This window comes from Microbulbifer mixtoriginis (SeqCode), from assembly GCF_052466865.1.
Genome location: NZ_CP174293.1, coordinates 182225 through 204656 on the forward strand (window position 1 = coordinate 182225; position 22432 = coordinate 204656).

Genomic DNA, 22432 nt, shown 5'->3' on the forward strand with positions numbered 1-22432 from the left:
TTTGAGCCAATCTGGGTATCGAAGTGAGAAATCAAGGGAGGGCATGATGGATAAGGGAAAAGCAAAGCGCGTAGCGATTCTGGTTCATCACCAGGTTGCCTTATTTGAACTTGGCTGCGCGACCGAACTGTTCTGTTTACCCCGCCCCTGTACCGATACGCTCTATGAGGGAGAGGTTGTTTCCTTCACTGCCAAGGCACAGCTGGGGCTTGGGGGCGTATCCCTACAGTGCAGACAAGTGAGCAGCCTGATGGATTACGATTTGTTAGTCGTACCCAGCTGGCCGACTACACCACAAACCAAGGACTGCTCCCTACAATCTGTATACGCTGCTGTGGAAGCCTTTGCGGCGGAACGCCGGCAAATTCTGACTTTTTGTTCTGGCGCATTTTTACCTGCCGAAATTGGTTTGCTGGATGGAAGGCAAGCCACCACGCATTGGCGCTATGCGAATACCTTTAAAAAGCGATTCCCCAAAGTAGAGTATGTAGGGGATGTACTTTATGTCTGGCAGGACAAATTGGCCTGTTCTGCAGGAAGCTCAGCAGCAATAGATTTGGGAATAGAGTATTTACGGCGTAGCCATGGTTATGAATTGGCTAATTCTGTAGCCAAGCGCCTGGTGATGGCTCCTCATCGGCAGGGAGGACAGGCCCAGTTTGTAGAGACCCCAGTTCCCAAGCGGCCCGATCATTTCGCGGGCGCCCTGGATTGGGCCCTTGCCAACCTGGATAAACCCATCATGGTGGGCGACTTGGCGAAGCAAGCGCATCTCTCTCGTCGCAGTTTCGATAGAAAATTTCGCCAATCCATGGGGTTGGCCCCTAAAGAATGGTTAACGCAACAACGGCTTCGTGTAGCGCAGAAAGCACTGGAGTCAGGCAGTGAGACCATTGATCATGCAGCACAAGTTTCTGGTTTTGAGAGCAGTGCAACTCTTCGCCATCATTTCCGTAAAGCTTTCGGTATCTCTCCGGGTCAGTACCAACGACAATTTGCCTGTCCAGATAAGGCTGAAGATATGTGTAGGAAGTAAATAAACCTGAACGGGATAAGATGCTTTCAGTGAGTACAGCCACAACTTCGACCAACGCTAGCGGAGCTGATGCACTGTTTATTTGGCGGCAATATACTCTTGGGCCCCCAATCTAACTGAGATTTTCCTCTTGCAAGGCCTGCTGAACTGCCGGGCGCGCTGCCATACGCTCCTGAAAAGCCTGTAACCTGGGCCACCGTGTCATATCAAAATCCTGAACCTTGAGCCAGCGGTTTATCAGGTAGAGATACGCATCCACGACAGATAGAGAATTCCCCAGCAGGTAGTCGTTCTGTAGCTGCTCTTCAATATAGTCTATGCGACGTAGAATCCTTTCCCGAGCTTTTTTCTTTTCTTCCTCAGTGCCTTTCCAAAACAGGGGCAAGAAAGATTTATGAACCTCCGCACTGATAAAATTCAACCACTCCAACAAGCGGTAATGGTCCAAAGTGCCCAACGGTGGCGCCAAACCGGCATCGGGCTTTTGCTCGGCGAGAAACTGCATAATAGCGACGCCCTCTGTGAGTAACTCGCCCCCCTCTAGCTGCAGTACTGGTACATAGCCCTTAGGGTTAACTCTATAAAAGTCGTCGCCGTTTTCCAGGGTATGCGTCTTTAGATCCACCTTGCAGAGTTCGAGATCAATACCTGCCTCCAGGGCGACAATATGTGGGGATAGAGAACAGGCTCCTGGCGCATAAAAGAGTTTCACGGTGACCCTCCTGAGTGGACTGTGCGGCATCGGGCAATATAGGCGCCTACTGGCTTCACAAGGCGCTATTTTTTGCGAATCCAGTGATCTAGGCTGAAGCGCCCAGCACCCGCGCAGGCGAGAATCAGGTAGCCTCCAGCAATGGTGATGTTCTTCATAAAGCTGGTCATCTCTGCGGGATCGCCTGGTGAGTAATGCACCATCCAGGCACTAGCCAGGCAGAAGAGAAAAAGAATCACTGCGGAAAAGCGGGTAAAGAATCCGAGCAATATCGCCAGGCCACCGACCAGTTCTACGATAATCACCAAGGGGAGTAACAGGGCGGGGATTCCCATGGAAACCATAAAGGCTTCCGTCATTTTGTAGCCGCCGATCTTATTCCAGCCGGCAAAGATAAACAGCAGGGACATTAATACCCGCCCGACAAGTTTAGAGGTATCACATAACAGGGGATGATGTGCCACGGCCTTCTCTCTTCTTTAACTGTTACATTGGGCTCTACCTGATGCCTCCAGTGTAGTTGGGAAGCCATATCGAAATGGGGGCGATGCCGACAGCAATGTATTCCACTAAGAGAAACTTGCACCGCAATTGAGAGTCAGACGAAGCGGAAATTAACGAATGACAGTTTCGGCAGGCGCGGAAAAGTTGTTGTGGATATAAATAGAAAATGCGGTTGTACCGCACTGAGGAGCCGTTACAATTGCGCGCCCCCAACCAGGGCGCAGCCGGCGGTATCTATACCTGACACCCCTGTGCCCAGAGCCCTGTCAGGGAAACTCGAGTGGGCCCCTGCGCGACTACACTAACGGCACACTCAGCAACTGATAATTTCGCCCGTAAAAGCATCGCTTTTGAGGGGTGGGCAAGGCCCCGCAATTCTTATCCCTGGAGTCCACGCACGGCATGGAAGTCTATTACACCTTTTGTTTTCTTGCCGCGGTGTCGGTCTTTCTCGGTTTCCTAAATCAGTATGTGCTGCGTGCACAAACCACAATTGCCATCACCACTGGGGCCCTGGCCTTGTCGCTCATTGTCACCGGCCTGGGCAAATTGGGGGTAGTGGAGTTGCGCACCTGGGCCGACCAACTGCTGCCGTTGCTTAACCTGGAAGACATCCTACTCAAGGGAATGCTGGGCTTCCTGCTCTTCGCCGGCAGTTTGCATATCGACCTGTTGGAATTGCGCAATCAAAAACTGGAAATTGGCTTGCTGGCGATTGTTGGTACTTTGATTTCCACTTTTGCGGTGGGCGGCCTGCTGTATTGGTTCCTCATGTTGATCAATATGCCGGTAGCCTTCATTTACTGTCTATTATTTGGTGCCTTGATCTCCCCCACCGACCCCATCGCCGTATTGGCCATTATGAAAAACCTTAAGGCACCGGAGCAGGTTTCCATTCAGGTGGAAGGGGAGTCCCTGTTCAACGATGGCTTCGGTATTGTGGTATTTGCGGTAATTTACGCGGTGGCTTTCGAAGGGGGGCAACCAACTGTACCGGCAGTGGCAGAGCTATTCGTGCTGGAAGCGATTGGGGGAATTCTGCTCGGCCTAATTATCGGTGGGCTGTTCCACTGGCTGATCTGCTGCACCGACGACCACAGCCTGGAGCTGTTGCTCACCCTGGTCATTCCAACTGCCGGATTCTCATTGGCCAATATCCTCGGTGTCTCCGGTGCCCTGGCGATGGTAGTGAGCGGAATTATTATCGGCAACTTCACCCGCGAGCGCGGCTTTTCCAGGGTGAGCCAGCACGAACTGGATAACTTCTGGAATATCACCGAGGATTTCCTCAACGGACTGCTGTTCCTGTTGGTGGGCCTGTTCCTGATTACTATCGATCTGCGCCCGGCGGACTACCTGCTAATGGTGGCGGGAATTGTCATCGTACTAATGGCACGAGTCCTGGCTGTGGGGGTGCCCTTCCTGTACCTGAAAAGGCGCCGCAGCTACCACCCTTACACCAACCGGATATTGATCTGGGGTGGTCTCAAAGGCGGCCTGGCCCTGGCCCTGGCTATGTCCATTCCCTCTGGCAGCGCTTTTGTTCAGGGGCAGGACCTGCGCTACCTATGGGTGGTTATGACCTACGGCGTAGTGCTCTTTTCTATTGTGGTGCAGGGCTCTACCATAGCGCCATTAATACGCCGCAGTCGCGAATTTGCCGAACCGGAAAGCGCGCCCGCCAGCGATCAGCAACACACTGCTAACTAGCGATAATCGATCAATGGAACACTCTAACTTCCTTGTTGAAGCCGTCATCTTTATGGGGGCCGCGGTTATCGCTGTGCCTATCGCCACACGCCTGGGCCTGGGTTCCGTACTCGGATACCTACTGGCCGGGGTGGCCATTGGACCCAGCGCACTGGGCCTGGTGGGGGATGCCAGCGATGAAATGCATGTGGCCGAATTCGGCGTAGCGTTGATGCTGTTTTTGATCGGCCTGGAGATGCAACCTAAAAAGTTGTGGCAAATGCGCGGCGCCATCCTCGGCACCGGCAGCGCGCAACTACTCCTGACCGCTGCTGCAGTGGCGGCAATAGCGCTGTGGTTATTCGATATGAGCTGGCGCACCGGCGTAGCGATCGGTTTGATCCTGGCCCTGTCCTCCACCGCTATCGTCCTACAGTCCCTCAATGAAAAAGGGCTTCTCAAAACTCAAGGCGGGCGCAGTGCCTTTGCGGTGCTGTTACTCCAGGATATCGCTGTAATCCCCATTCTCGCCCTGCTGCCATTGCTCGCGGGTACTACCGCCGAATCCCACGCCAGCGGCTTGGAGGGATGGGGGTATGCCGCTGCAGTTATTGCCACCATCGCTGCCTTCGCTATCACCGGCCGCTATCTGCTGGGACCGCTGTTACGCCTGGTAGCTGGTAGCCAGGTACGCGAAATGTTTACCGTTACCGCCCTGCTGATTGTCTTTGCTGCAGCGGCGGTAATGAGCTGGCTCGACCTCTCACCGGCTCTGGGTACTTTCCTCGCCGGAGTACTGTTGGCGGAGAGTGAGTTTCGCCACGAACTAGAGGCAGATATTGAGCCGTTCAAAGGATTGTTACTGGGACTTTTCTTTATCGCTGTAGGCGCCAGCCTGAACTTTGCGCAGATCGCGCAAAACCCACTGCTGTTGTTTGGTCTGGTAGTAGCCCTGGTAGTGGTGAAATTTGGCGTTCTGTTCCTATTGGCAAGGTTCCTGCGTATGTCCAAGGGCGAGGATTGGTTATTCGCACTATCCCTGGCCCAGGCGGGAGAATTTGGCTTCGTTTTGGTGTCCTTTTCCACTCAAATCCAAGTACTCGACGCCGAGGCCAGCAGCTTGTTGGTAGCACTGATCGCCCTGACTATGGCGCTCACACCGATTCTGTTACTGGTATTTGAAAGGTTTATTCAGCCGCGTTTTCTTATCGGCCCGGAAGCCCCACAGGCAGTCGAACACGAACCACCGCTGGATTCCAATTCACCGGTCATCATCATCGGTTACGGCCGTTTCGGCCAGATTGCCGGACGCCTGCTCAATGCCTGTGGTTTTAGCACCACCCTACTGGAGCGCAACGCCGAACAGCTGGATTTGGTTCGTCGCTATGGTATTGAGGCCTATTACGGTGATGCCACGCGGGAAGACCTACTGCGCGCCGCCGGCGCCGCCCAGGCACGCCTGGTGATACTCACATTGAGTGATCAGGCAGCGTCTTTGGAGATCATCGCGCAACTGCAAAAACACTTTCCGCACTTAAAGATTCTCGCGCGGGCGCGCAGCCGTATGCACCAATACGCGCTGATGGAAGCCGGGGTAAAATATATTTTTCGCGAGACCGTCGATCCCGCCTTGGCAATTGGTGAGAAGGCCCTGGAGCTGCTGGGACTCAGCCCCTTGCAAGCGCGCCGCGCTGCACGCAAATTTAAACAGCACGACCAGCGTATGCTGGAGGCACTGTTTCCCTACTGGCGCGATGAGGCACAGCACATCGCGCAAAGCCGTATCTATCGTGAACAACTCTTGCAGGCTCTACAAGAAGACCGCCGCGATAGGGACCTGCATCTGGACCATTACTGGGAAGAGGCGAAAGTGGAGACCGAAAGGTCTTAATTGGCCACTGCCTGTGCCGATAAAAGACTTAGGAACATAGCGCCAAGATAGCTTTTACCCAGATTAAGGTATTAGCTGACGGCGCAAACTTTTGAGCGCAATGTGGTTGAGTGCGACTTAGTGGCCAACTGCGGAGCTGTGATCGAGCACAGCGATCACAGCCCGACCTGGTATCAGAGTTTCACTCACATGTCCCTTTCCACACAAATCCTTGGCTAATAAAATATCGCCAGCTCTAAAAATATGCTGTTCGCCAGAGCTGGTCGTTATTTTCACCTCACCTTCCAGATAAAAAATAAACTGCTCTCGTGGCGCGCAGTGCCAATCAAAAATCTGATGCTCATCGAACTCGCGAAAATATATTTGCCGCACCTGATAGGGATCAGAATAATCCCCAAGTGGCTGATGGTTCTTCTGGATTATTTTCCGCTCTTTAAAGGTAGATACGCCATCAACACTTAGCAGCTCTATATACTTCATACCTTTCCCAACCTATTGCGAATATTGATCCGGGAAAACTTCTATTCCTTAGACAAAATACTGGCCTCTATCAGATCAACTTCGAGCACTAATTTTCTGTGCAACTCATCATCAATCTCCCGGCTCACACGGAGTTCCAAAAGACGCTGTCGCTCTGCGGCCAATGCCGCCAGACGAAAACGGCGTTCCACCCGTGCCCTCAACCATACCGTCTCGCCCGCTTCATCATCACCGATGTTGATGCGCCGACGGTATATCTCCAGCAGGTGATCGATCGCCTCGTAGGCAATCTCTTTATTTTTCCAGTGTACATCTATTTCTTTACGCAAACTGATCAGCCGATGTTCAGCCGCCTTGGCGGCAGAAACCCTTGCTCCCTTTTCATCGCCAATCGCCGCAAGACTGGGCGTATCCGGTAAGCGCCTAAGAAGAAATGGTAGGAAAATACTGGCGACCAATAATGAAATCAGAATTACCCCCATAGCTATCGCTATAGATGCTTCACGGCCAGGCAATGGTTTGCCATCAGGCATTAAAAGAGGCATTGAAAATGCACCAGCAAGAGTGATAGCCCCACGCACACCAGCCACGCTCAACACACTGACCAGAGCAAATTGAGTAGAGAGAGAGGGAAGGTTGCGGCGAAAGCGCGAGAGATAAAGCGATACCCAAACCCAGATAAAACGCAGCATCAAAAGAACAAAAGAAATTGCCAGGACATACAATACAATCCAACCTAATCCAATATCCTGAGCCCAACTCGAATCTACATCGATAAGGCGCACCAGCTGTTCCCCCAGCAGCACGAAGATAATGCCATCGAGCACAGTTTGTACGGTATTCCAAACTGCTCTACGGTCCATCCGTGTAGCGGATTTTTCTGAACCATGCAAGCTGGTGTAATGAGTGGCAATTCCCGCACTTGCAGCAGCAAGAATTCCCGACACACCTACACTTTGACCGGCTTGGTAGGCGGCAAAAGGGACCAATAAGCTTACCAAAATCTGGATCGCCGTATCCTCACCGCGAAGGTACACCAACCAGCGCAACAGATAGCCACAGATAAATGCCACCCCCGCACCAATGGCAACCCCTCCTATGGCAACCCAAAAAAAACCGGTTACGGCCTGTGGAAAAGAAAAACTGCCAGTCATCGCCGCAGCCAAAGCAATACGAAAGATATCGAGCCCAGAGGCATCATTAAATAATGATTCTCCAGCAAGAATATGCTCAAGCCTTGGGGGAATATTATTGGTGCCCTGCACAACCGATACGGCCACAGGATCCGTGGGGGCAAGTATTGCCGCTAGTGCAAATGCCATGGCGATCGGCATAATCGGCAACAACCAAGCGATAAAAAAACCCATGCCAAATACGGTAAATATTACCAGCCCTACAGCCAAGGTAATTATCGAACCTAAATCTCTGAAAAGAGCACCCTTGGGAATGCGCCAGCCAGCCAAAAAAAGCAAAGGTGGAATAAAAAGCAGAAAAAATATTTCTGGGTCTAATGGTATTTTTATGCCGAACACGGCGCCGAGAAGAACACCGCCTAAAATTTGAATAAGAGGCAAGGGAACAGGAAAAGGCAAAACTCTAGCGACAATCAGGCTGAGCGCCACTACCAGCAATAACAGCAGAGCAACAACGAGATAGTGCATCGCCCACTCATATTCCTTTGAAAGACTGCGGCACTGCAATTTTCAACCCGACTTAACAGGTCAGCCATTCCGCCAGTATAGGAAAGAGGATTACCGAGGCTTCACAAAGTCATTTAAAGTGTGGGCTTTAGCGCCTAAGCAAGATCATAGACGCTTTAAGAAACAAAGATCCCCACAAGAGGGAAAAGAGTTAACCGAAACGCTGTAAACCTAACAATTAATTTCGAACAGGCACCTCTGGCATCGGTAGAGAGATACTCTCTAGAGAGAGTTCATTAAAAATAGGGAAAGATTATTAATAGCCTAAGGTCTTTCTCATAAATTAGAGTTCCTTGTGCATAATTTTGGGAAAGTTGGATTTTTTAAAAAATACTTATCCACATCAAAAGCCACCTGCTGCCGTAGGGTAAATTTTAAAACTCCAACCTGTTAATAACACTCCCTATCTTACCCACCGGAAAAGAACATAGACCAGGTAACAGAGTACCTGTAGAAATCCAGCGGATAATAATCAATCCAGCCAGAAAAATATTAACAGGCCTCTATTTAAACCCGACTAGCTGGCGAGAAAATCACGCAGCAACCGATTAAACCTCTGTGGCGCTTCAAGAAATAGGAAGTGACTGCCTCCATCTTCAGCCTCGATAATCTCCAACCGAGAACTTTTAATTTGTTGATGAATCCATTGCTGGCATTCTACTGGGTGAGGGCTGGCACGGCCGAAGGCGATCAAAGTGGGTTTTCCAATTCTGGGGATAAAATCGCGCCAATCGCGAGTAACATTGTCAATAAACAGGCGCGCCGCCAGAGCGCGCGGGAACTGCAAATTGACCCCAACCAGCTCTTCCCTTTGATCCTGTGTCATTGCCGGAGTCACCATTGACATCAAAATGTCACGGGTTGCCTGCTCGCCCTGGGAGCTACGCAGTTGGCCGGTAAACTGGAAGAGCTGTTCGGCAGTGAGGATTGCACCGGCCTGCAAACGCTCTTGTTCAGACCAATAAGGCTGGGCAAGTAAGGCGGCGGGTTCATCAATAAAAATCAGTTTGGAAACTCGCGTATCGCCAAACATCTCCAGGTAATTCCAGATCACCGAAGCACCGGCCGAGTGGCCAAGTAGATAGAGAGGGGCCGGGTCCAGGGCTGTGATCAACTCCTGTAAGTCCTTCGCCAAGCGGGCAATACGGTAGCCATACAAGGGTTTTTCTGACTGACCGTGGCCACGCATATCGAGAGCAATGACTCGGTAGCGATCACATAAACCGGCAAGTTGATGCTTGAACAGGGCCGCCCCTTGAGACCAACCGTGCAGTATCAGTAGGGTCGGACCAGTCCCGGCACACAGATAGCTGAGCTTTACCCCGTCCGACGTGGTAAAGCTCAAGCGCTGCGCGGATTTGTTCATAAGCCATCCATGGCCTTGGGGAATTACTCTACCGTCACCGACTTAGCCAGGTTCCTAGGCTGATCTACATCGGTGCCTTTCAGCAACGCCACATGATAGCTGAGCAACTGCAGGGGCACGGTATAGAGGATAGGTGCCAAACTTTCTGGGGAGTCCGGCACTTCCACTACGGTAACCCCTTGCTCGCTGGTGAAGCCGGCCTTCGGGCTGGCAAAGACAAACAGCTGTCCACCGCGCGCACGCACTTCCTGCAAGTTGGACTTAAGCTTTTCCAACAGCTCGTCATTGGGGGCCACAACAATTACTGGCATATCCGCATCTACCAGTGCCAGCGGGCCGTGCTTGAGCTCACCTGCCGGATAGGCTTCTGCGTGGATATAAGAGATTTCCTTAAGCTTTAATGCGCCTTCAAGGGCGATAGGAAACTCGACACCACGGCCGAGGAACAACGCATGATTCTTCTCCGCAAAAGCCTCACTGGTATGTTGAACCAGTGCATCGAGGCCGGTGAACTCTTCCATCAGCTTCGGCAGCTGATGTAGCGCACTAACTAGTTCCGCTTCACGCTCACTGGGGAGGCCGTTGGCCTTGGCCAACGCAATACTGAATAACTGCAGGGCCACCAATTGGGTGGTGAAGGCTTTGGTAGAGGCCACACCAATTTCCGGGCCCGCTTCCGTCATCAGCGAAAGTTCAGACTCACGCACCAGAGAACTGTTGGGCACATTGCAAATCGTCATAAAACCCAGGTAGCCAAGTTTTTTGGCCTGACGCAGAGCCGCCAGGGTATCCGCAGTTTCGCCGGACTGAGAAATAGTCACGAACAAAGTACCCGGACGAACAACAGTCTTGCGGTAGCGAATCTCACTGGCCACCTCCACGGAGCAAGGCACTCCCGCCCAGTCCTCCAGCCAATAGCGCGCCACCATTCCCGCGTGGTAGCTGGTACCGCAGGCGACGATCTGTACCTGCTCTACCTGGGGCAGGATTTCCTGGGCGCGGCTACCCAGCGCCTGGGACAATACCGAATGCTCTCCAATGCGTCCGGCCAAAGTCGCCGCCACAACCTCCGGCTGTTCGAAGATTTCCTTCTGCATATAGTGGCGATAGCGCCCCTTGTCGGCAACGTCGTGGCCCCTATCCAGCTTATGCACCGGATGGCTCACTTCTTCACCTTGCTTATTGCGAATGGAAATCCCACTGCGACGCACTTCCGCCACATCCCCCTCTTCGAGGAAGATAAAACGATCGGTTACCTGGCGCAGTGCCATCGGGTCTGAGGCGATAAAGTTCTCCTCAATGCCAACGCCCAAGACCAAGGGGCTACCGTAGCGCGCACAAGCCAGGACCTCTGGCTCCTCTCTGCTGATCACGGCGAGGGCGTAGGCACCCTCCAGCATCTTGGTCGCCTTGCTAACCGCATCCACCACGCCCAGGCCCTCTGTGCTCAGGGAGTGAATCAGGTGAACCACCACTTCGGTATCGGTATCGGAGGCGAATTCATAGCCCTTGGCCTGTAGCTCCTCGCGCAGAGCCTGGTGATTCTCAATAATCCCGTTGTGCACCAGGGTGATATGTTCAGACATATGTGGATGGGCGTTTTCGTCGGAAGGCACTCCATGGGTAGCCCAGCGTGTGTGGGCAATGCCTTGATGGCCCTCAGTGGGATCGACCTTCAGCTTGGCCTCCAGGTCTACAACCTTACCCAAACTCTTGCGCAACTGTAGCTGGCCTTCATTATCGCGAAGGCAGACGCCCGCAGAATCGTAACCGCGGTACTCCAGGCGGCGCAGGCCCTCGAGAAGAATACCCGTTACATTGCGCTGGGCCAGTGCCCCAACAATCCCACACATACCGATCTCCTCTCAAATCCTAAAATTTTTGTTTGTTCTTTCGTTAGTCGCCTGCAACTGACTTTAGCGATGCGCAAATCACCCGCACCCCCAAATCTTGCAATTGCTCGCGCGCACTCTCTTCCAGACCAGAGTCTGTCACCAGTACATCGACTTTTGACCAGGATAGCTCCAGGTTGGGAATACGCCTGCCAACCTTGCTGGACTCCGCCAATACCACTACTTCCCGAGCAACTTGCGCCATCACCCTGGATAGGCCTATTTGCTCGTTAAAAGTACAAGTGCCTCGCTCCAGATCTATGCCATCCGCACCAATAAACGCTCTGTCAAAGTCGTAATCGCGCAAAACCTGTTCCGCCACCTTGCCTTGAAAAGCCTCGAAGTGGGGGTCCCAGGTGCCGCCTGTCATTAACAGGGTTGGCTCGTTTTCCAGTTCCCGCAGGGCATTGGCCACATGTAGCGAGTTGGTCATAACCACTAGACCGCGCTTTGATTCCAGCTCGGGGATCATCGCCGCAGTCGTGCGGCCGTAATCAATCACGATGCGATGGTGGTCGGGAATCAAGGCCGCCGCAGTGCGGCCAATGGCGCGCTTCACTTCCGATGGCCCTTCCTCTACAACCAATTCTCGCGGTACCGGTATGGCACCACCACGGCGACGTAGCAGCAAACCGTGGTTTTCCATCGCAGTAAGATCCTTTCGAATCGTAACTTCTGAAGTTTCGAAACGCCTTGCTAAATCTTCGACACTGGCCTCCCCAGTTTCATTCAAAAGACTCATAATCCCATGGCGACGTTGTTGGGTATTGCGTTTCGACATAACTTGCTAACTTTCATTTCGAAACTTAAAGATAGCAAAATGAAAGATAAATTCCCACAGGAATTTCAAAAAGGCAGAGGCCCAACAGGGAAACAGCAGAAATGATGCCGCTACTCAGGTGGAAAGCGCGGCTAGCATCGCCTGGAGAAAGCGCGCCAGTTCACCGCCGGTCACCGCTCGATGATCAGCACTAATAGAGAGCGGCAACAGTGGCCGCATAGCCGGCCAACGATCTATGACGACGACTCCTTGGCAAACCCTGCCCGCACCGACAATGGCCACCGTAGGGGGCAACACAACGGGTGTCGCATAGCGCCCGGCAATAGCACCAAAGTTGGACAAGAGAATCGTTGCGCCCTGCAAATCGCTCTGGGCGATTCCGGTCTCCCTGGCCTGATGCTTGAAGTCGGCCACCTGGGCCATCAGTGAGTCATCTGATCGCGTGGCTACATCTTTGAGCACAGGGACATATAGGCCTCGCGGGGAATCTACCGCCAATCCGATATTGACGGGCTGTTGAGGATACAGCTGATCATCTTGGAAATACGCATTGAGGGTAGGCTCCGCAGCACAGGCAGACTGCACAGCGCGAATCAGTCTCAATAATGCCGGTTCGCTGCCCCACCAGCTGGAGATATCCGCATCATCACACAGAGTAATCTGCGCTACCTGGTCCCTAGCGCGACTCATGGACAGGCCCATGGCACGCCGCGCCGGGGACATAATTTCCCCAGGCTCTTGAGCTTTTACCAAATCCCTCTCAGGCAAAGGCTTCCTTGTATTTTGCTCAGCTTGATCGGTAGCTATTTCCGCGGCACTAAATTTTGCCCCCGCGGCAGAGCGCACCTGTGCAGCTGTGATCAGTCCCCCGTCCGTGGAGAGCTTTTCCAAATTCACCCCCAGGCGCCGAGCTAGGGCACGAACCGAGGGTGTTGCCAGCCGTTTAGGCCCCTCAGTAAGGCCCTGCTCGGCGCCGAGGACATCTTCACTCTGTTCGAGCTTCCCAACCACCGTTCCACTGTCGGCCCGCGACCGACTAGATGCCGATGCCCCGCACACTTTTTCCTTTTCAGGTTCTTCCATTTCAGGTTCTTCCTGAAAGACAGACTCTTTGGGAGAAGAAGCTTCAGCAGGCACTGCTGATTGCGATGTCTCTTGGTTACTGCCTTCAGCGACAAAGCCCACTAAGGGCTCACCCACATTGACGGTTTGATCCGGCTCTGCAAACAGCTTTTCTATTCTGCCTCCCCAAGGAGCTGGAACTTCTACCAGAGCTTTGGCGGTCTCAACGGTTACCAGGCTTTCGTGGGCGGCAATTTCATCTCCTTCGTGCACATGCCATTCCCGCACTACTGCATCCGGCAACCCCTCACCGAGGTCGGGCAGGGTAAAAATTTTCATGCCACCCCTCCATTTGCGTATTCGAGCACTTCGCGCACCGCCGTCATAATTCGCGGCACACCGGGTAGGTAGACATCTTCAAGCTGGTAATAGGGCATCACCGTATCGAACCCCGTTACTCTTTGTACCGGTGCATGCAATAGGTCAAAGGCATATTCATTGATCTGTGAAGCCACCTCCGCACCCAGACCACAAAAACGCGCGGCTTCATGTATCAAGACACAGCGGTGGGTTTTCTCCAAAGAATCAATAATGGTGTGAATATCCAGGGGTTTTAGAGTGGCGAGATCGATCACCTCCGCTTCGATGCCTTCAGTGGAGAGCTGCTCGGCAACCTGCAGAGTCTCCTTCAGCGAAGCTCCCCAGGCGATCAAGGTGATATCACTGCCCTCTCGCAAGACAAAGGCACGGTCCAGCGGCAGAGCCTCACCATTGTCGACGACTTCCTGGCGCACCGCACGATAGATCCTCTTGGGTTCGAGAAAGACAACCGGGTCTGGATCGCGGATCGCCGCCAGTAACAATCCATAGGCCCGCGCCGGAGAAGAGGGCACCACTAAGCGCAATCCGGGAATATGGGCGAACAGGGCCTCAGTACTCTCCGAATGATGCTCTGGTGCATGAATTCCGCCTCCATAGGGGGCCCGGTAGACAATCGGGCAGGAGAGACGGCCGCGAGTGCGATTGCGATAGCGCGCGGCGTGGCTGAGGATCTGATCGAGACCGGGATAGATAAACCCCATAAACTGAAATTCCGCCACCGGTCGCAGGCCCTGCACCGCCATACCAATCGCAATCCCGGCAATCATATTTTCCGCCAGCGGAGTATCCAGTACCCGTTCATGGCCAAAACGCGCCTGCAGGCCATCGGTAGCACGAAAAACGCCGCCGTTCAGTCCCACATCCTCACCGAAAACAACCACCTTGGGGTCTCTCTGCATTTCGAAAGCGAGCGCCTGGGTAATCGCTTCTACCAGGGTAATTTGCGCCATCAGCTGTCCCCCTGCAATTGTTGGTATTGCTCGATAAAGGCCTCGGGCAAGGTTCCATAGAGGTGATCGAAAATAGCCGTAGACTTATCTCGAGGAGTTTGCCGATACACCCGCACTGCCTCCTCCAGTATCTCCTTCAACTCCCGCTGTAATTCCTCTTCCTGTGCATCTCCCCAGATACCCAGGCTTTCCAAATAGATTCTAAGCCGCCTGAGCGGCTCCCTACCCCAAGCTTCTTTGACGCCCTCTTGTGGTTGGTAGCGGCTGGCATCATCCGCAGTGGTGTGATCGCACAGACGATAAGTCACCGCCTCAATCAATGAAGGCCCGCCACCTTCATGGGCCAGTTGTAGCGCCTCCAACACGGCCTGATACACAGCGATCACATCGTTGCCATCAACCTGTAAACTGGGGATACCGGCGGCGATTGCCTTCTGCGCGAGGGTCTTACAAGCAGTCTGCCCAGAGCGGGGTAGGGAGATGGCCCACTGGTTGTTATTGATCACCACCACCAGCGGCAACTTCCAGTCCCCCGCTAGGTTGATCGCCTCATAGAAATCTCCCTTGGAAGTGGCGCCGTCACCGCCACTGGTAACCGCCGCACGTATGGGCTCCCCCAGCTGCTCCTGTTTATATTTGAGCGCAAAGGCAACGCCGGCCCCATGCAACATTTGCGTGGCAATAGGTACGCTTAGCGGTAGATCCTCGCATACGTGGCGATAGTTCTGGCCGCGTTCATCTCCTCCCCAAATAGCGTAGATTTCCTCTATACGCACACCGCGCTCCAAAAGGGCACCGGTTTCCCGGTAATTGGGGCAGTAGACGTCTTCTTTTGCCATGGCGGCACCGACACCCACACCGATCGCTTCCTGCCCAAGACTGGACGGGTAGGTACCGAGTTGACCGGTGCGCTGCATCTTCACCGCACGATCATCGACCATACGCGCCAGGGTCATCTGCCGGTATAGGGCAACCAGAGTATCCGGGGTAGCGAAATCGGGTAGCGCCTGCGTAGTTTGTCCTGACTCATCCAGGTACTGTAGAGAGGCGATATCAAAGCTGGCGAGCAGCTGCATTCTAGGCTTGTGCATCGGGCCATTCCTTTTGTTCCCGAAGCGCAAGTTTAATGGAAAGGAGGTATCCCACCGGGTGGGAGGAGTGAAATCCCGCCGGAATTCGATTTTCCAGCGGGTTTCCCCTTTTAGGAAGGGTAAAAACTAATTTCGTTTAATGGGACGTTCCCAACCGGTGATATTGCGTTGCTTGCCCCGCGCCACGGCCAGCTCCTCGCTGCCCACCTCCCGGGTAATGGTGGAGCCCGCTCCTATGGTGGCACCACTGCCAACTTTCACCGGAGCAACCAGAGCGGTATTGGAACCAATAAAGGCGCCGTCACCAATTTCAGTGAGGGACTTATTCACACCATCGTAATTACAGGTGATGGTGCCGGCACCGATATTCACAGACTCACCCACAACTGAATCCCCCACATAGGAGAGGTGATTAATCTTGCTGCCGACTCCCACTTTGGCCTTTTTGGTCTCTACAAAGTTACCCACCTTGGCTCCATCAGCCAGCTCGGTGCCAGGGCGCAGGCGAGCAAAAGGACCAATGGTACAAGCTTCACCCACATGAGCACCTTCAATGACAGAATTGGCCTCTACACAGGTACCATCCGCCAGGCGGCAATCTTTTAGCAGGCAATTGGGGCCAATCTGTACTCCCTTGCCCAGTGAGACATCACCTTCGAAGATACAGTTGATATCAATGGATACATCGGTATCGCATTCGAGGCTGCCACGGATGTCGATCCGGGCTGGATCGAGCAAAGTGACACCGGCATTCATCAGTGCCACTGCGCGGGTATGTTGTAAGGCCCGCTCCATCTGAGCCTGCTGGGCGCGGCTGTTGACACCGGCGACTTCCAGCGTGTCACTGGCACGCTCGCCCGTCACCGCGATCTCCTCACTCACAGAACGTGCGATGACATCGGTCAGGTAATACTCGCCCTGGGCATTCTCACAAGACAACTCAGGTAACCAACGAGCCAGCAGATCTGCCGGCGCCGCCAGGATACCGGTGTTCACCTCACTAATAGCCAGTGTATCGGCATCCGCATCTTTCTCTTCTACAATCGCCCGCACCCGACCCGACGTATCGCGTACTATGCGCCCATAACCGGCCGGATTGGCCATTTCTACCGAGAGCAGGGCTGGGCCATGATCCGCAGCCGACAGCAGGGACTGTAGAGTTCCCGCCCTGACCAATGGCACATCACCATAAAGTACCAACACGGTGGCACCCTCGCGGAACTGAGGGATAGCCTGTGCCACAGCGTGGCCGGTGCCCAGCTGTTCCGTCTGCTCAACAAACTTCACACCACTATCGGCAAAGCGCTGACGTACCTGGTCTGCGCCGTGTCCGACAACCACGGTAATTTCAACCCCCTGCAACTGTCGCGCCGTCTCAATGACATGTCCCAACATGGGAATTCCGCCAATCGGGTGCAGCACTTTGGGCAGGTCCGATCGCATACGGGAACCTTTGCCCGCAGCCAAAATTACTACGTCAATAGTCATAATGGTCTGAAATCTCACTAACTCCTTAAATTTGTCAGCATTGTGGCTACTAGTCAGCTGTAACTCAACCCGATGTAACAGCTTGTCGCTTAACTCATCGTGATTGCCGCCGGACGGCAATCCCGGTAATTTAGCCTCCTGAAGATCAATACGTTGCCCATTACAACAGTACAGTCAGAGCCAACGCAGACAATGCGGTGGAGGGAAATTGTCCATGAATACAATCGAGCAAAAAAAACCACGGCGCCATTTATTGGCTCTGGCAGCGCTTATGCTGTCCCTGCCTCTGGGAGCCGTAGCAGAAGCAGAAAGCGCTGAAGAAAAAGAAGGAGATAAGGCGGAAGCCCAATCCTGGGATATCAACAAGCCGCCCTACGAATTCAAACCGATCCAGTTGGACACCCGCGAGACCACCTGGAGCAACCTGGATATCAGCCCAGATGGCAAAACCATCCTGTTCGATATGCTTGGCGATATCTACACAGTGCCGGTAGCAGGCGGCGAGGCAGTAGCCCTGACCAATGAAATCGCCTGGAATATGCAGCCGCGCTTTAGCCCGGATGGCAAGAACATCGTATTTATCAGTGACCGCGACGGCGCCGACAACATTTGGTTGATGGATCGCAATGGCGACAACCTTCGCCAGCTCACCACAGAGAAGGAAAACCTGCTGCACTCGCCCAACTGGAGCCCCGATGGCCAGTACCTGGTAGCACGTAAAGGTTTTATGTCCGGCCGCAGTATTCCCGCCGGTGAAATCTGGATGTACCACTACGGTGGGGGTGAAGGTCGCCAATTGAAAGAGCGTATCGGTGGCGATATCGCCCAGAAGAATATTGCCGATCCGGCCTTCTCTCCAGATGGACGCTACGTCTATTACTCCATCGATACCACACCCGGTACCGTATGGGAGTACAACAAGAACTCGACCAAAGAAATATTTGCCATCAAGCGCTACGACCTACAGGACGGTGAAGAGGAAACCTTTATCTCTGGTCCCGGTGGCGCGGTGGCGCCAGTGCCCTCTCCGGATGGCAGCAAACTGGCCTTTATTCGCCGCCAGGACAACCAGACCTCCCTGTTCCTGAAAGATTTGGATACTGGGCTGGAAACCCCTGTTTACGCCGGCCTTGAGCGAGACCTACAGGAAATTTTCGGTCCTCATGGTAACTACGTTCAATACGACTGGATGCCCGATGGTGAGTCATTGGTCGTTTGGACTGGCGGTAAATTCCTGCGCATTTCAATAAACGGTGACAGCGTCGCGCCAATTGAAGCCCATGTGAAGGTAGAGAAGCAGGTCGCCGACGCGGTGCGCTTCCCTGTGGAAGTAGCCCCGGATACCTTCGATGTGAAAATGATTCGCTGGGCGCAAAAATCCCCCAATGGCAAGCAGGTCGCTTTCCAGGCCTTGGGCAAGATTTATATTCAGGATATCGACAGTGGTGAACGCCGTCGCCTGACCCGCCAGAATGACCACTTTGAGTTCTACCCCAGCTGGTCCCGCGATGGTCGCGAGATCACCTATGTCACCTGGGACGACCAAAAACTCGGTCATGTGCGTGTAGTATCCGCCCGCAGCGGTCGCGGCAAGAACATCACCAAACAGCCCGGTCTCTACGTAGAGCCGAGCTTCTCCCCCAGTGGTGACACCGTGGCCTACCGCCGCTTTACCGGCGGTTACCTGCTCAGCCCCGAATACTCTTTAGAACCGGGTATCTACCTGGCAGACGTCGACGGCGACTGGCAACGCCGGGTCGTGAAGTCCGGCTATGAGCCGCACTTCGGCGCTAGCGAGGACCGTATCTATTTCTCCGAGTACCAACACGCCGGCGGCGGCAAGCGCGTATTGAAGAGCACCAACCTGGAAGGCAAAGATGAGCGTGAGCACCTGCACGGTGCCGAGATTACCTCCTTCAGCCTGTCCCCAGACGGCAAGTGGGTCGCCTTTACCCAAGACTTCAAAGCTTTCGTCGCGCCCTTTATGCACACCGGCAAGTCCGAGGTGATCGGCCCTAATAGTAAAGCGGTCAAAGTCACCCAGGTATCCAAGCGCGCCGGTGAAAACCTGCATTGGTCTGCCGATAGTGACACCCTAGGCTGGGCACACGGGCCCAAGCTGTTCGAGCGGGAACTGAAAGACGCCTTCGAATTTGTCGCCGGCGCTCCGGAGGATCTACCAGAGCCGGTTTCTGAAGGCATCGACCTGAGCTTTGAGCAGTCCTTCGACAATCGCGCTGGCCTCGTTGCCCTCACCGGTGGCAAAGTCGTCACTATGCGCGATGCGGAGAACACCCGCGAAATTATCGAGGATGGCGTGGTTCTATTCCGAGGCAACCGCATTGTCGCGGTGGGCCCAGCTGCAGAAGTTGAAATTCCCGCCGAGGCGAAGCGTATCGATATCACCGGCAAAACTGTATTGCCAGGGCTGATTGACGCTCATGCCCACGGCGCTCAGGGTCGCGAAGAAATTATCCCGCAGCAAAACTGGAACCTGTTCTCCAGCCTGGCATTTGGCGTGACCACGATTCACGACCCCTCCAATGACAGCAGCGAGATATTCTCCGCCGCAGAAATGCAAAAGGCCGGTCTGATTACCGGACCGCGTATTTTCTCTACTGGCACCATCCTCTATGGGGCCAAAGGTCCAGGCTACAAAGCCAAGATCAATTCCCTGGAGGACGCTCAGTTCCACGTCAACCGTCTCAAGGAAATGGGCGCCATCTCGGTGAAGAGCTACAACCAGCCCCGCCGCGACCAGCGCCAGCAAGTGCTGCAGGCAGCCCGCGAAGCCGGCATTATGGTAGTGCCCGAGGGCGGCGGTAAGTACCAGCACAATATGAACATGATTGTGGACGGGCACACCGGTATCGAGCACTCACTGCCGATCGCCAATGTCTACGGCGATGTGGAGCAACTGTGGAGCCAAACCCAAGTGGGTTATACACCGACCTTCGTTGTGGCCTACGGCGGCCTCTGGGGTGAGGAGTACTGGTATGACCGCACCGAAGTATGGAAGAACGAGCGCCTGACCCGCTTTACCCCCGATTTTATCGTTAACCCCCGCTCTATCCGTCGCCCCACTGCGCCGGATGCCCACTACAACCACTTTAATGTGGCCCGTCAGGCCAAGCAGCTGCGCGACGAAGGTGTCACCGTACATATCGGCGCCCACGGCCAGCGCGAAGGACTTGGAGCGCACTGGGAGATGTGGATGATGGAGCAGGGCGGCTTTACCCCCTGGGAAGCCTTCCGCGCCGGTACCATCGATGGTGCCCGCTACTTGGGTATGGACGGTGATATCGGCAGCATTGAGGCTGGTAAGCTGGCTGACCTGATCGTGGTTGACGGCAACCCCTTGGATAACCTACGCCTGTCAGAGAACATTACCTACACGGTAATTAATGGCCGTGTGTTCGAGGCAGAAACCATGAACGAAGTCGGTGCTGGCGAACGCTTGGCATTCTTCCACGAACGCCTGCCTATCAGCGCTATGCCCGCTCCTACGGCAGAGGCGGTACAAGAGAAAATGGAACGCCACCACTGGGTACATTAATTCCCAGAGTCTTCGTTTTGAATCCGGTGGCTTCCGCCGGATACAACTTCTAGGGCGCGGAGAACTATCAAAGCGCCCAATTACCTATCTCTTATAACCCTACTACAGAGAGTTTTCGGCTAGGGCAAATTATTGGTGATATAGCCATATTTCAGAAGACCCACAAATACGGCCCCACCAAAGGTATTACCCAACGTGGCTAAGATTTGAAAGCGCAGTACTTCCATCAAACCTACCGAGCCATCACCACCTATCCAGGCACTAAATATTGCTACGGCCCCTGCTACGCAATGCGGCAGACTGCCCAGACCGATTACAAAGGTCACTATTGCAATAACCATTATTCGACTAATGGTGTCAGTACTGGATGAAACCAGCCAACCGAGTAAACCCATTAGCCACCCAGCCAAAATTGCACCAAGAAATAACGCACTATTATTCGCACTAATCAGCTTTTGACCATAGTAATCAAAACCTGCTGAGACAATGTTTTGACTGACTGAGGCATAACCCACTAGTATCAACGCAAATAAAAAAGTGCCAATCATATTGCCGAGATAAATGAATCCCCAGATACGCCCCAGATCACGCAAACGCTGCCTTCTATCAGCAACTGGTAAAATTGCCAATGTCGTATGTTCGGTAAAAAGATCTGTGCGCCCTATAATGACCAAAATAAAGCCAACCGGGTAACTCATCGACAACACAAGGTGTAACGCCGATTTATCCAGCTCTTCATGAAAACTGCTAAACAGCACCATCATCAAGAAAAAACTAAAACCAATTTCCAATCCCGCAGCAATAGATGACCACAACAGAGAGCGACTCTCACGTTCATATTCATGCAGGCTGGCATCCATCTGTTCACACAAAACCACCCGCTCACTCTTGGGTCTATCGCTATTGATACTCATAGAAAATCAGAATGGGAGATGAAAAAAATTACATCATGGGAAGATGCGACACAGCATTCAGGATAGCTGCTTTGGACTTGAACAAGGCTCTAACTAGCCTCGCCATTAAATTAAAAAATTCATAAAAAATATGAGGTAATTATTCACTCTACATAATTACCGGTGAAGTTCAAATGCATCCAATACTTTTCTCCAGACTTTAACACTCATCCATTAAAAAGCCTCGCATAGCGAGGCTTTACATAGTAATCTCAAAAAGTGATAACTAAACTTCATTAACCTCTTCTATTAGAGCTTTATCCAATGCGTGCGCTCGCTGGAAAGCTTCACGTTTAGATAAGCGCTCAACATATTCCTGAAACTCTATTCTCTTCTCTATAGTGCCAAACTGCAGCCCCCATTCTAACTGGGCGCCTATATAAACATCCGCTGCAGTAAAACGCTCACCGAGAATATAGGGGCCGGACTTAATCACCTTAGAAAGTGTGTCTAATGCCAACTGATAGGAACCGTAACCGAGCATCAGCTGCTTGTCTGCACCTGCCTCTTCCCCAAAGATATATTTATTCACAATGGCAGATTCCATAGGGCCAGCCGCAAAAAACATCCAGCGATAAAAACTCGCTCTCTCATCGTCATTCATTGGCGCCAATTCTGACTCAGGGAACACTTCCGCCAAGTAAACACATATAGCTGAAGCTTCTGTAATAATTCTCTCACCATGAACCAGAGTAGGTACCTTACCCATTGGATTGATAGCAAGGTATTCGGTGGTCTTCATAGGTTCACCGTACTCAAGTACCTCTGTACGATAAGATAAGCCCAATTCTTCTAGCATCCAGCGCACTATGCATCCGCGGGACTGGGGGTTAGTATATAAAATCAAATGATCTGACATGATTCTCTCCCTGAAAACGGAGAGAATAGTTTATTTTAAAA

The 22432-nt window shown here is 53.1% G+C and carries 17 protein-coding genes; 4 read left to right on the forward strand and 13 right to left on the reverse strand.

All coding sequences use genetic code 11. The features are described 5' to 3' along the window. Positions 1-43 precede the first annotated feature (43 nt). The gene (locus tag ACJJJA_RS00890) at positions 44-1036 is read left to right on the forward strand and encodes a helix-turn-helix domain-containing protein (RefSeq protein WP_444925254.1); all 993 of its coding nucleotides are present in this window, start codon (positions 44-46) and stop codon (positions 1034-1036) included. A gap of 112 nt (positions 1037-1148) precedes the next feature. Here ACJJJA_RS00890 and gstA read toward each other — a convergent pair whose 3' ends face one another. Together gstA and ACJJJA_RS00900 are read right to left on the reverse strand one after the other, a co-directional pair. Beyond that, on the reverse strand, positions 1149-1748 hold the full coding sequence (gene gstA / locus ACJJJA_RS00895) for a glutathione transferase GstA (RefSeq protein WP_444883233.1): 600 nt from the start codon (positions 1746-1748) through the stop codon (positions 1149-1151). Between the two features lie 65 nt (positions 1749-1813). Continuing rightward, positions 1814-2212: a DoxX family protein gene (locus ACJJJA_RS00900; protein ID WP_252083931.1), complete on the reverse strand. Its 399-nt coding sequence runs from the start codon at positions 2210-2212 to the stop codon at positions 1814-1816. A gap of 442 nt (positions 2213-2654) precedes the next feature. On the opposite strand from ACJJJA_RS00900, the gene ACJJJA_RS00905 reads away from it, so the two are divergent. Both ACJJJA_RS00905 and ACJJJA_RS00910 read left to right on the forward strand, forming a co-directional pair. After that, positions 2655-3962, forward strand: a complete 1308-nt coding sequence (locus ACJJJA_RS00905; RefSeq protein ID WP_444899452.1) for a cation:proton antiporter — start codon at positions 2655-2657, stop codon at positions 3960-3962. A 13-nt stretch (positions 3963-3975) separates the two neighbouring features. Further along, positions 3976-5832 (forward strand): monovalent cation:proton antiporter-2 (CPA2) family protein, encoded by a 1857-nt coding sequence (locus tag ACJJJA_RS00910; protein WP_444899451.1) that lies wholly within the window; start codon positions 3976-3978, stop codon positions 5830-5832. 117 nt (positions 5833-5949) lie between these two features. Here ACJJJA_RS00910 and ACJJJA_RS00915 read toward each other — a convergent pair whose 3' ends face one another. The 9 genes from ACJJJA_RS00915 to glmU all read right to left on the reverse strand — a co-directional run bounded on the left by ACJJJA_RS00915 (position 5950) and on the right by glmU (position 17023). After that, positions 5950-6312: a cupin domain-containing protein gene (locus tag ACJJJA_RS00915; RefSeq protein ID WP_252083934.1), complete on the reverse strand. Its 363-nt coding sequence runs from the start codon at positions 6310-6312 to the stop codon at positions 5950-5952. A gap of 41 nt (positions 6313-6353) precedes the next feature. Further along, a complete protein-coding gene (locus ACJJJA_RS00920; RefSeq protein WP_252083935.1) occupies positions 6354-7973 on the reverse strand; it encodes a Na+/H+ antiporter in 1620 nt (539 codons plus the stop codon). A 556-nt stretch (positions 7974-8529) separates the two neighbouring features. Beyond that, entirely contained in the window at positions 8530-9378 is an 849-nt protein-coding gene (locus tag ACJJJA_RS00925; protein WP_444903488.1) for an alpha/beta fold hydrolase, read from the reverse strand. 23 nt (positions 9379-9401) lie between these two features. Then, positions 9402-11231, reverse strand: coding sequence for a glutamine--fructose-6-phosphate transaminase (isomerizing) (glmS, locus tag ACJJJA_RS00930; RefSeq protein ID WP_444903489.1), 1830 nt, complete (start codon positions 11229-11231; stop codon positions 9402-9404). Positions 11232-11274: 43 nt separating this feature from the next. Beyond that, positions 11275-12051 carry a DeoR/GlpR family DNA-binding transcription regulator gene (locus ACJJJA_RS00935; RefSeq protein ID WP_444903490.1) on the reverse strand — a complete coding sequence of 259 codons (777 nt, stop codon included), beginning with the start codon at positions 12049-12051 and terminating at the stop codon, positions 11275-11277. A gap of 114 nt (positions 12052-12165) precedes the next feature. Then, a complete protein-coding gene (locus tag ACJJJA_RS00940; protein WP_444903491.1) occupies positions 12166-13452 on the reverse strand; it encodes a dihydrolipoamide acetyltransferase family protein in 1287 nt (428 codons plus the stop codon). Continuing rightward, positions 13449-14444 carry an alpha-ketoacid dehydrogenase subunit beta gene (locus ACJJJA_RS00945; protein ID WP_444883240.1) on the reverse strand — a complete coding sequence of 332 codons (996 nt, stop codon included), beginning with the start codon at positions 14442-14444 and terminating at the stop codon, positions 13449-13451. The genes ACJJJA_RS00940 and ACJJJA_RS00945 overlap by 4 nt, the downstream gene beginning before the upstream one ends. Next, positions 14444-15535, reverse strand: a complete 1092-nt coding sequence (pdhA, locus tag ACJJJA_RS00950) for a pyruvate dehydrogenase (acetyl-transferring) E1 component subunit alpha (RefSeq protein ID WP_444903492.1) — start codon at positions 15533-15535, stop codon at positions 14444-14446. Before pdhA ends, ACJJJA_RS00945 begins: the two co-directional genes overlap by 1 nt. Before the next feature lie 126 nt (positions 15536-15661). Continuing rightward, positions 15662-17023 (reverse strand): bifunctional UDP-N-acetylglucosamine diphosphorylase/glucosamine-1-phosphate N-acetyltransferase GlmU, encoded by a 1362-nt coding sequence (gene glmU, locus ACJJJA_RS00955; RefSeq protein WP_444888889.1) that lies wholly within the window; start codon positions 17021-17023, stop codon positions 15662-15664. 214 nt (positions 17024-17237) lie between these two features. Between glmU and ACJJJA_RS00960 the strand changes: the two genes are divergently transcribed. Further along, positions 17238-20579 (forward strand): amidohydrolase family protein, encoded by a 3342-nt coding sequence (locus tag ACJJJA_RS00960; RefSeq protein ID WP_444903493.1) that lies wholly within the window; start codon positions 17238-17240, stop codon positions 20577-20579. Between the two features lie 119 nt (positions 20580-20698). On the opposite strand, the gene ACJJJA_RS00965 is transcribed toward ACJJJA_RS00960, so the two are convergent. Together ACJJJA_RS00965 and ACJJJA_RS00970 are read right to left on the reverse strand one after the other, a co-directional pair. Further along, a complete protein-coding gene (locus tag ACJJJA_RS00965) occupies positions 20699-21439 on the reverse strand; it encodes a formate/nitrite transporter family protein (RefSeq protein WP_444903494.1) in 741 nt (246 codons plus the stop codon). A 319-nt stretch (positions 21440-21758) separates the two neighbouring features. After that, the gene (locus ACJJJA_RS00970) at positions 21759-22391 is read right to left on the reverse strand and encodes a glutathione S-transferase family protein (RefSeq protein WP_444903495.1); all 633 of its coding nucleotides are present in this window, start codon (positions 22389-22391) and stop codon (positions 21759-21761) included. Positions 22392-22432 lie beyond the last annotated feature (41 nt).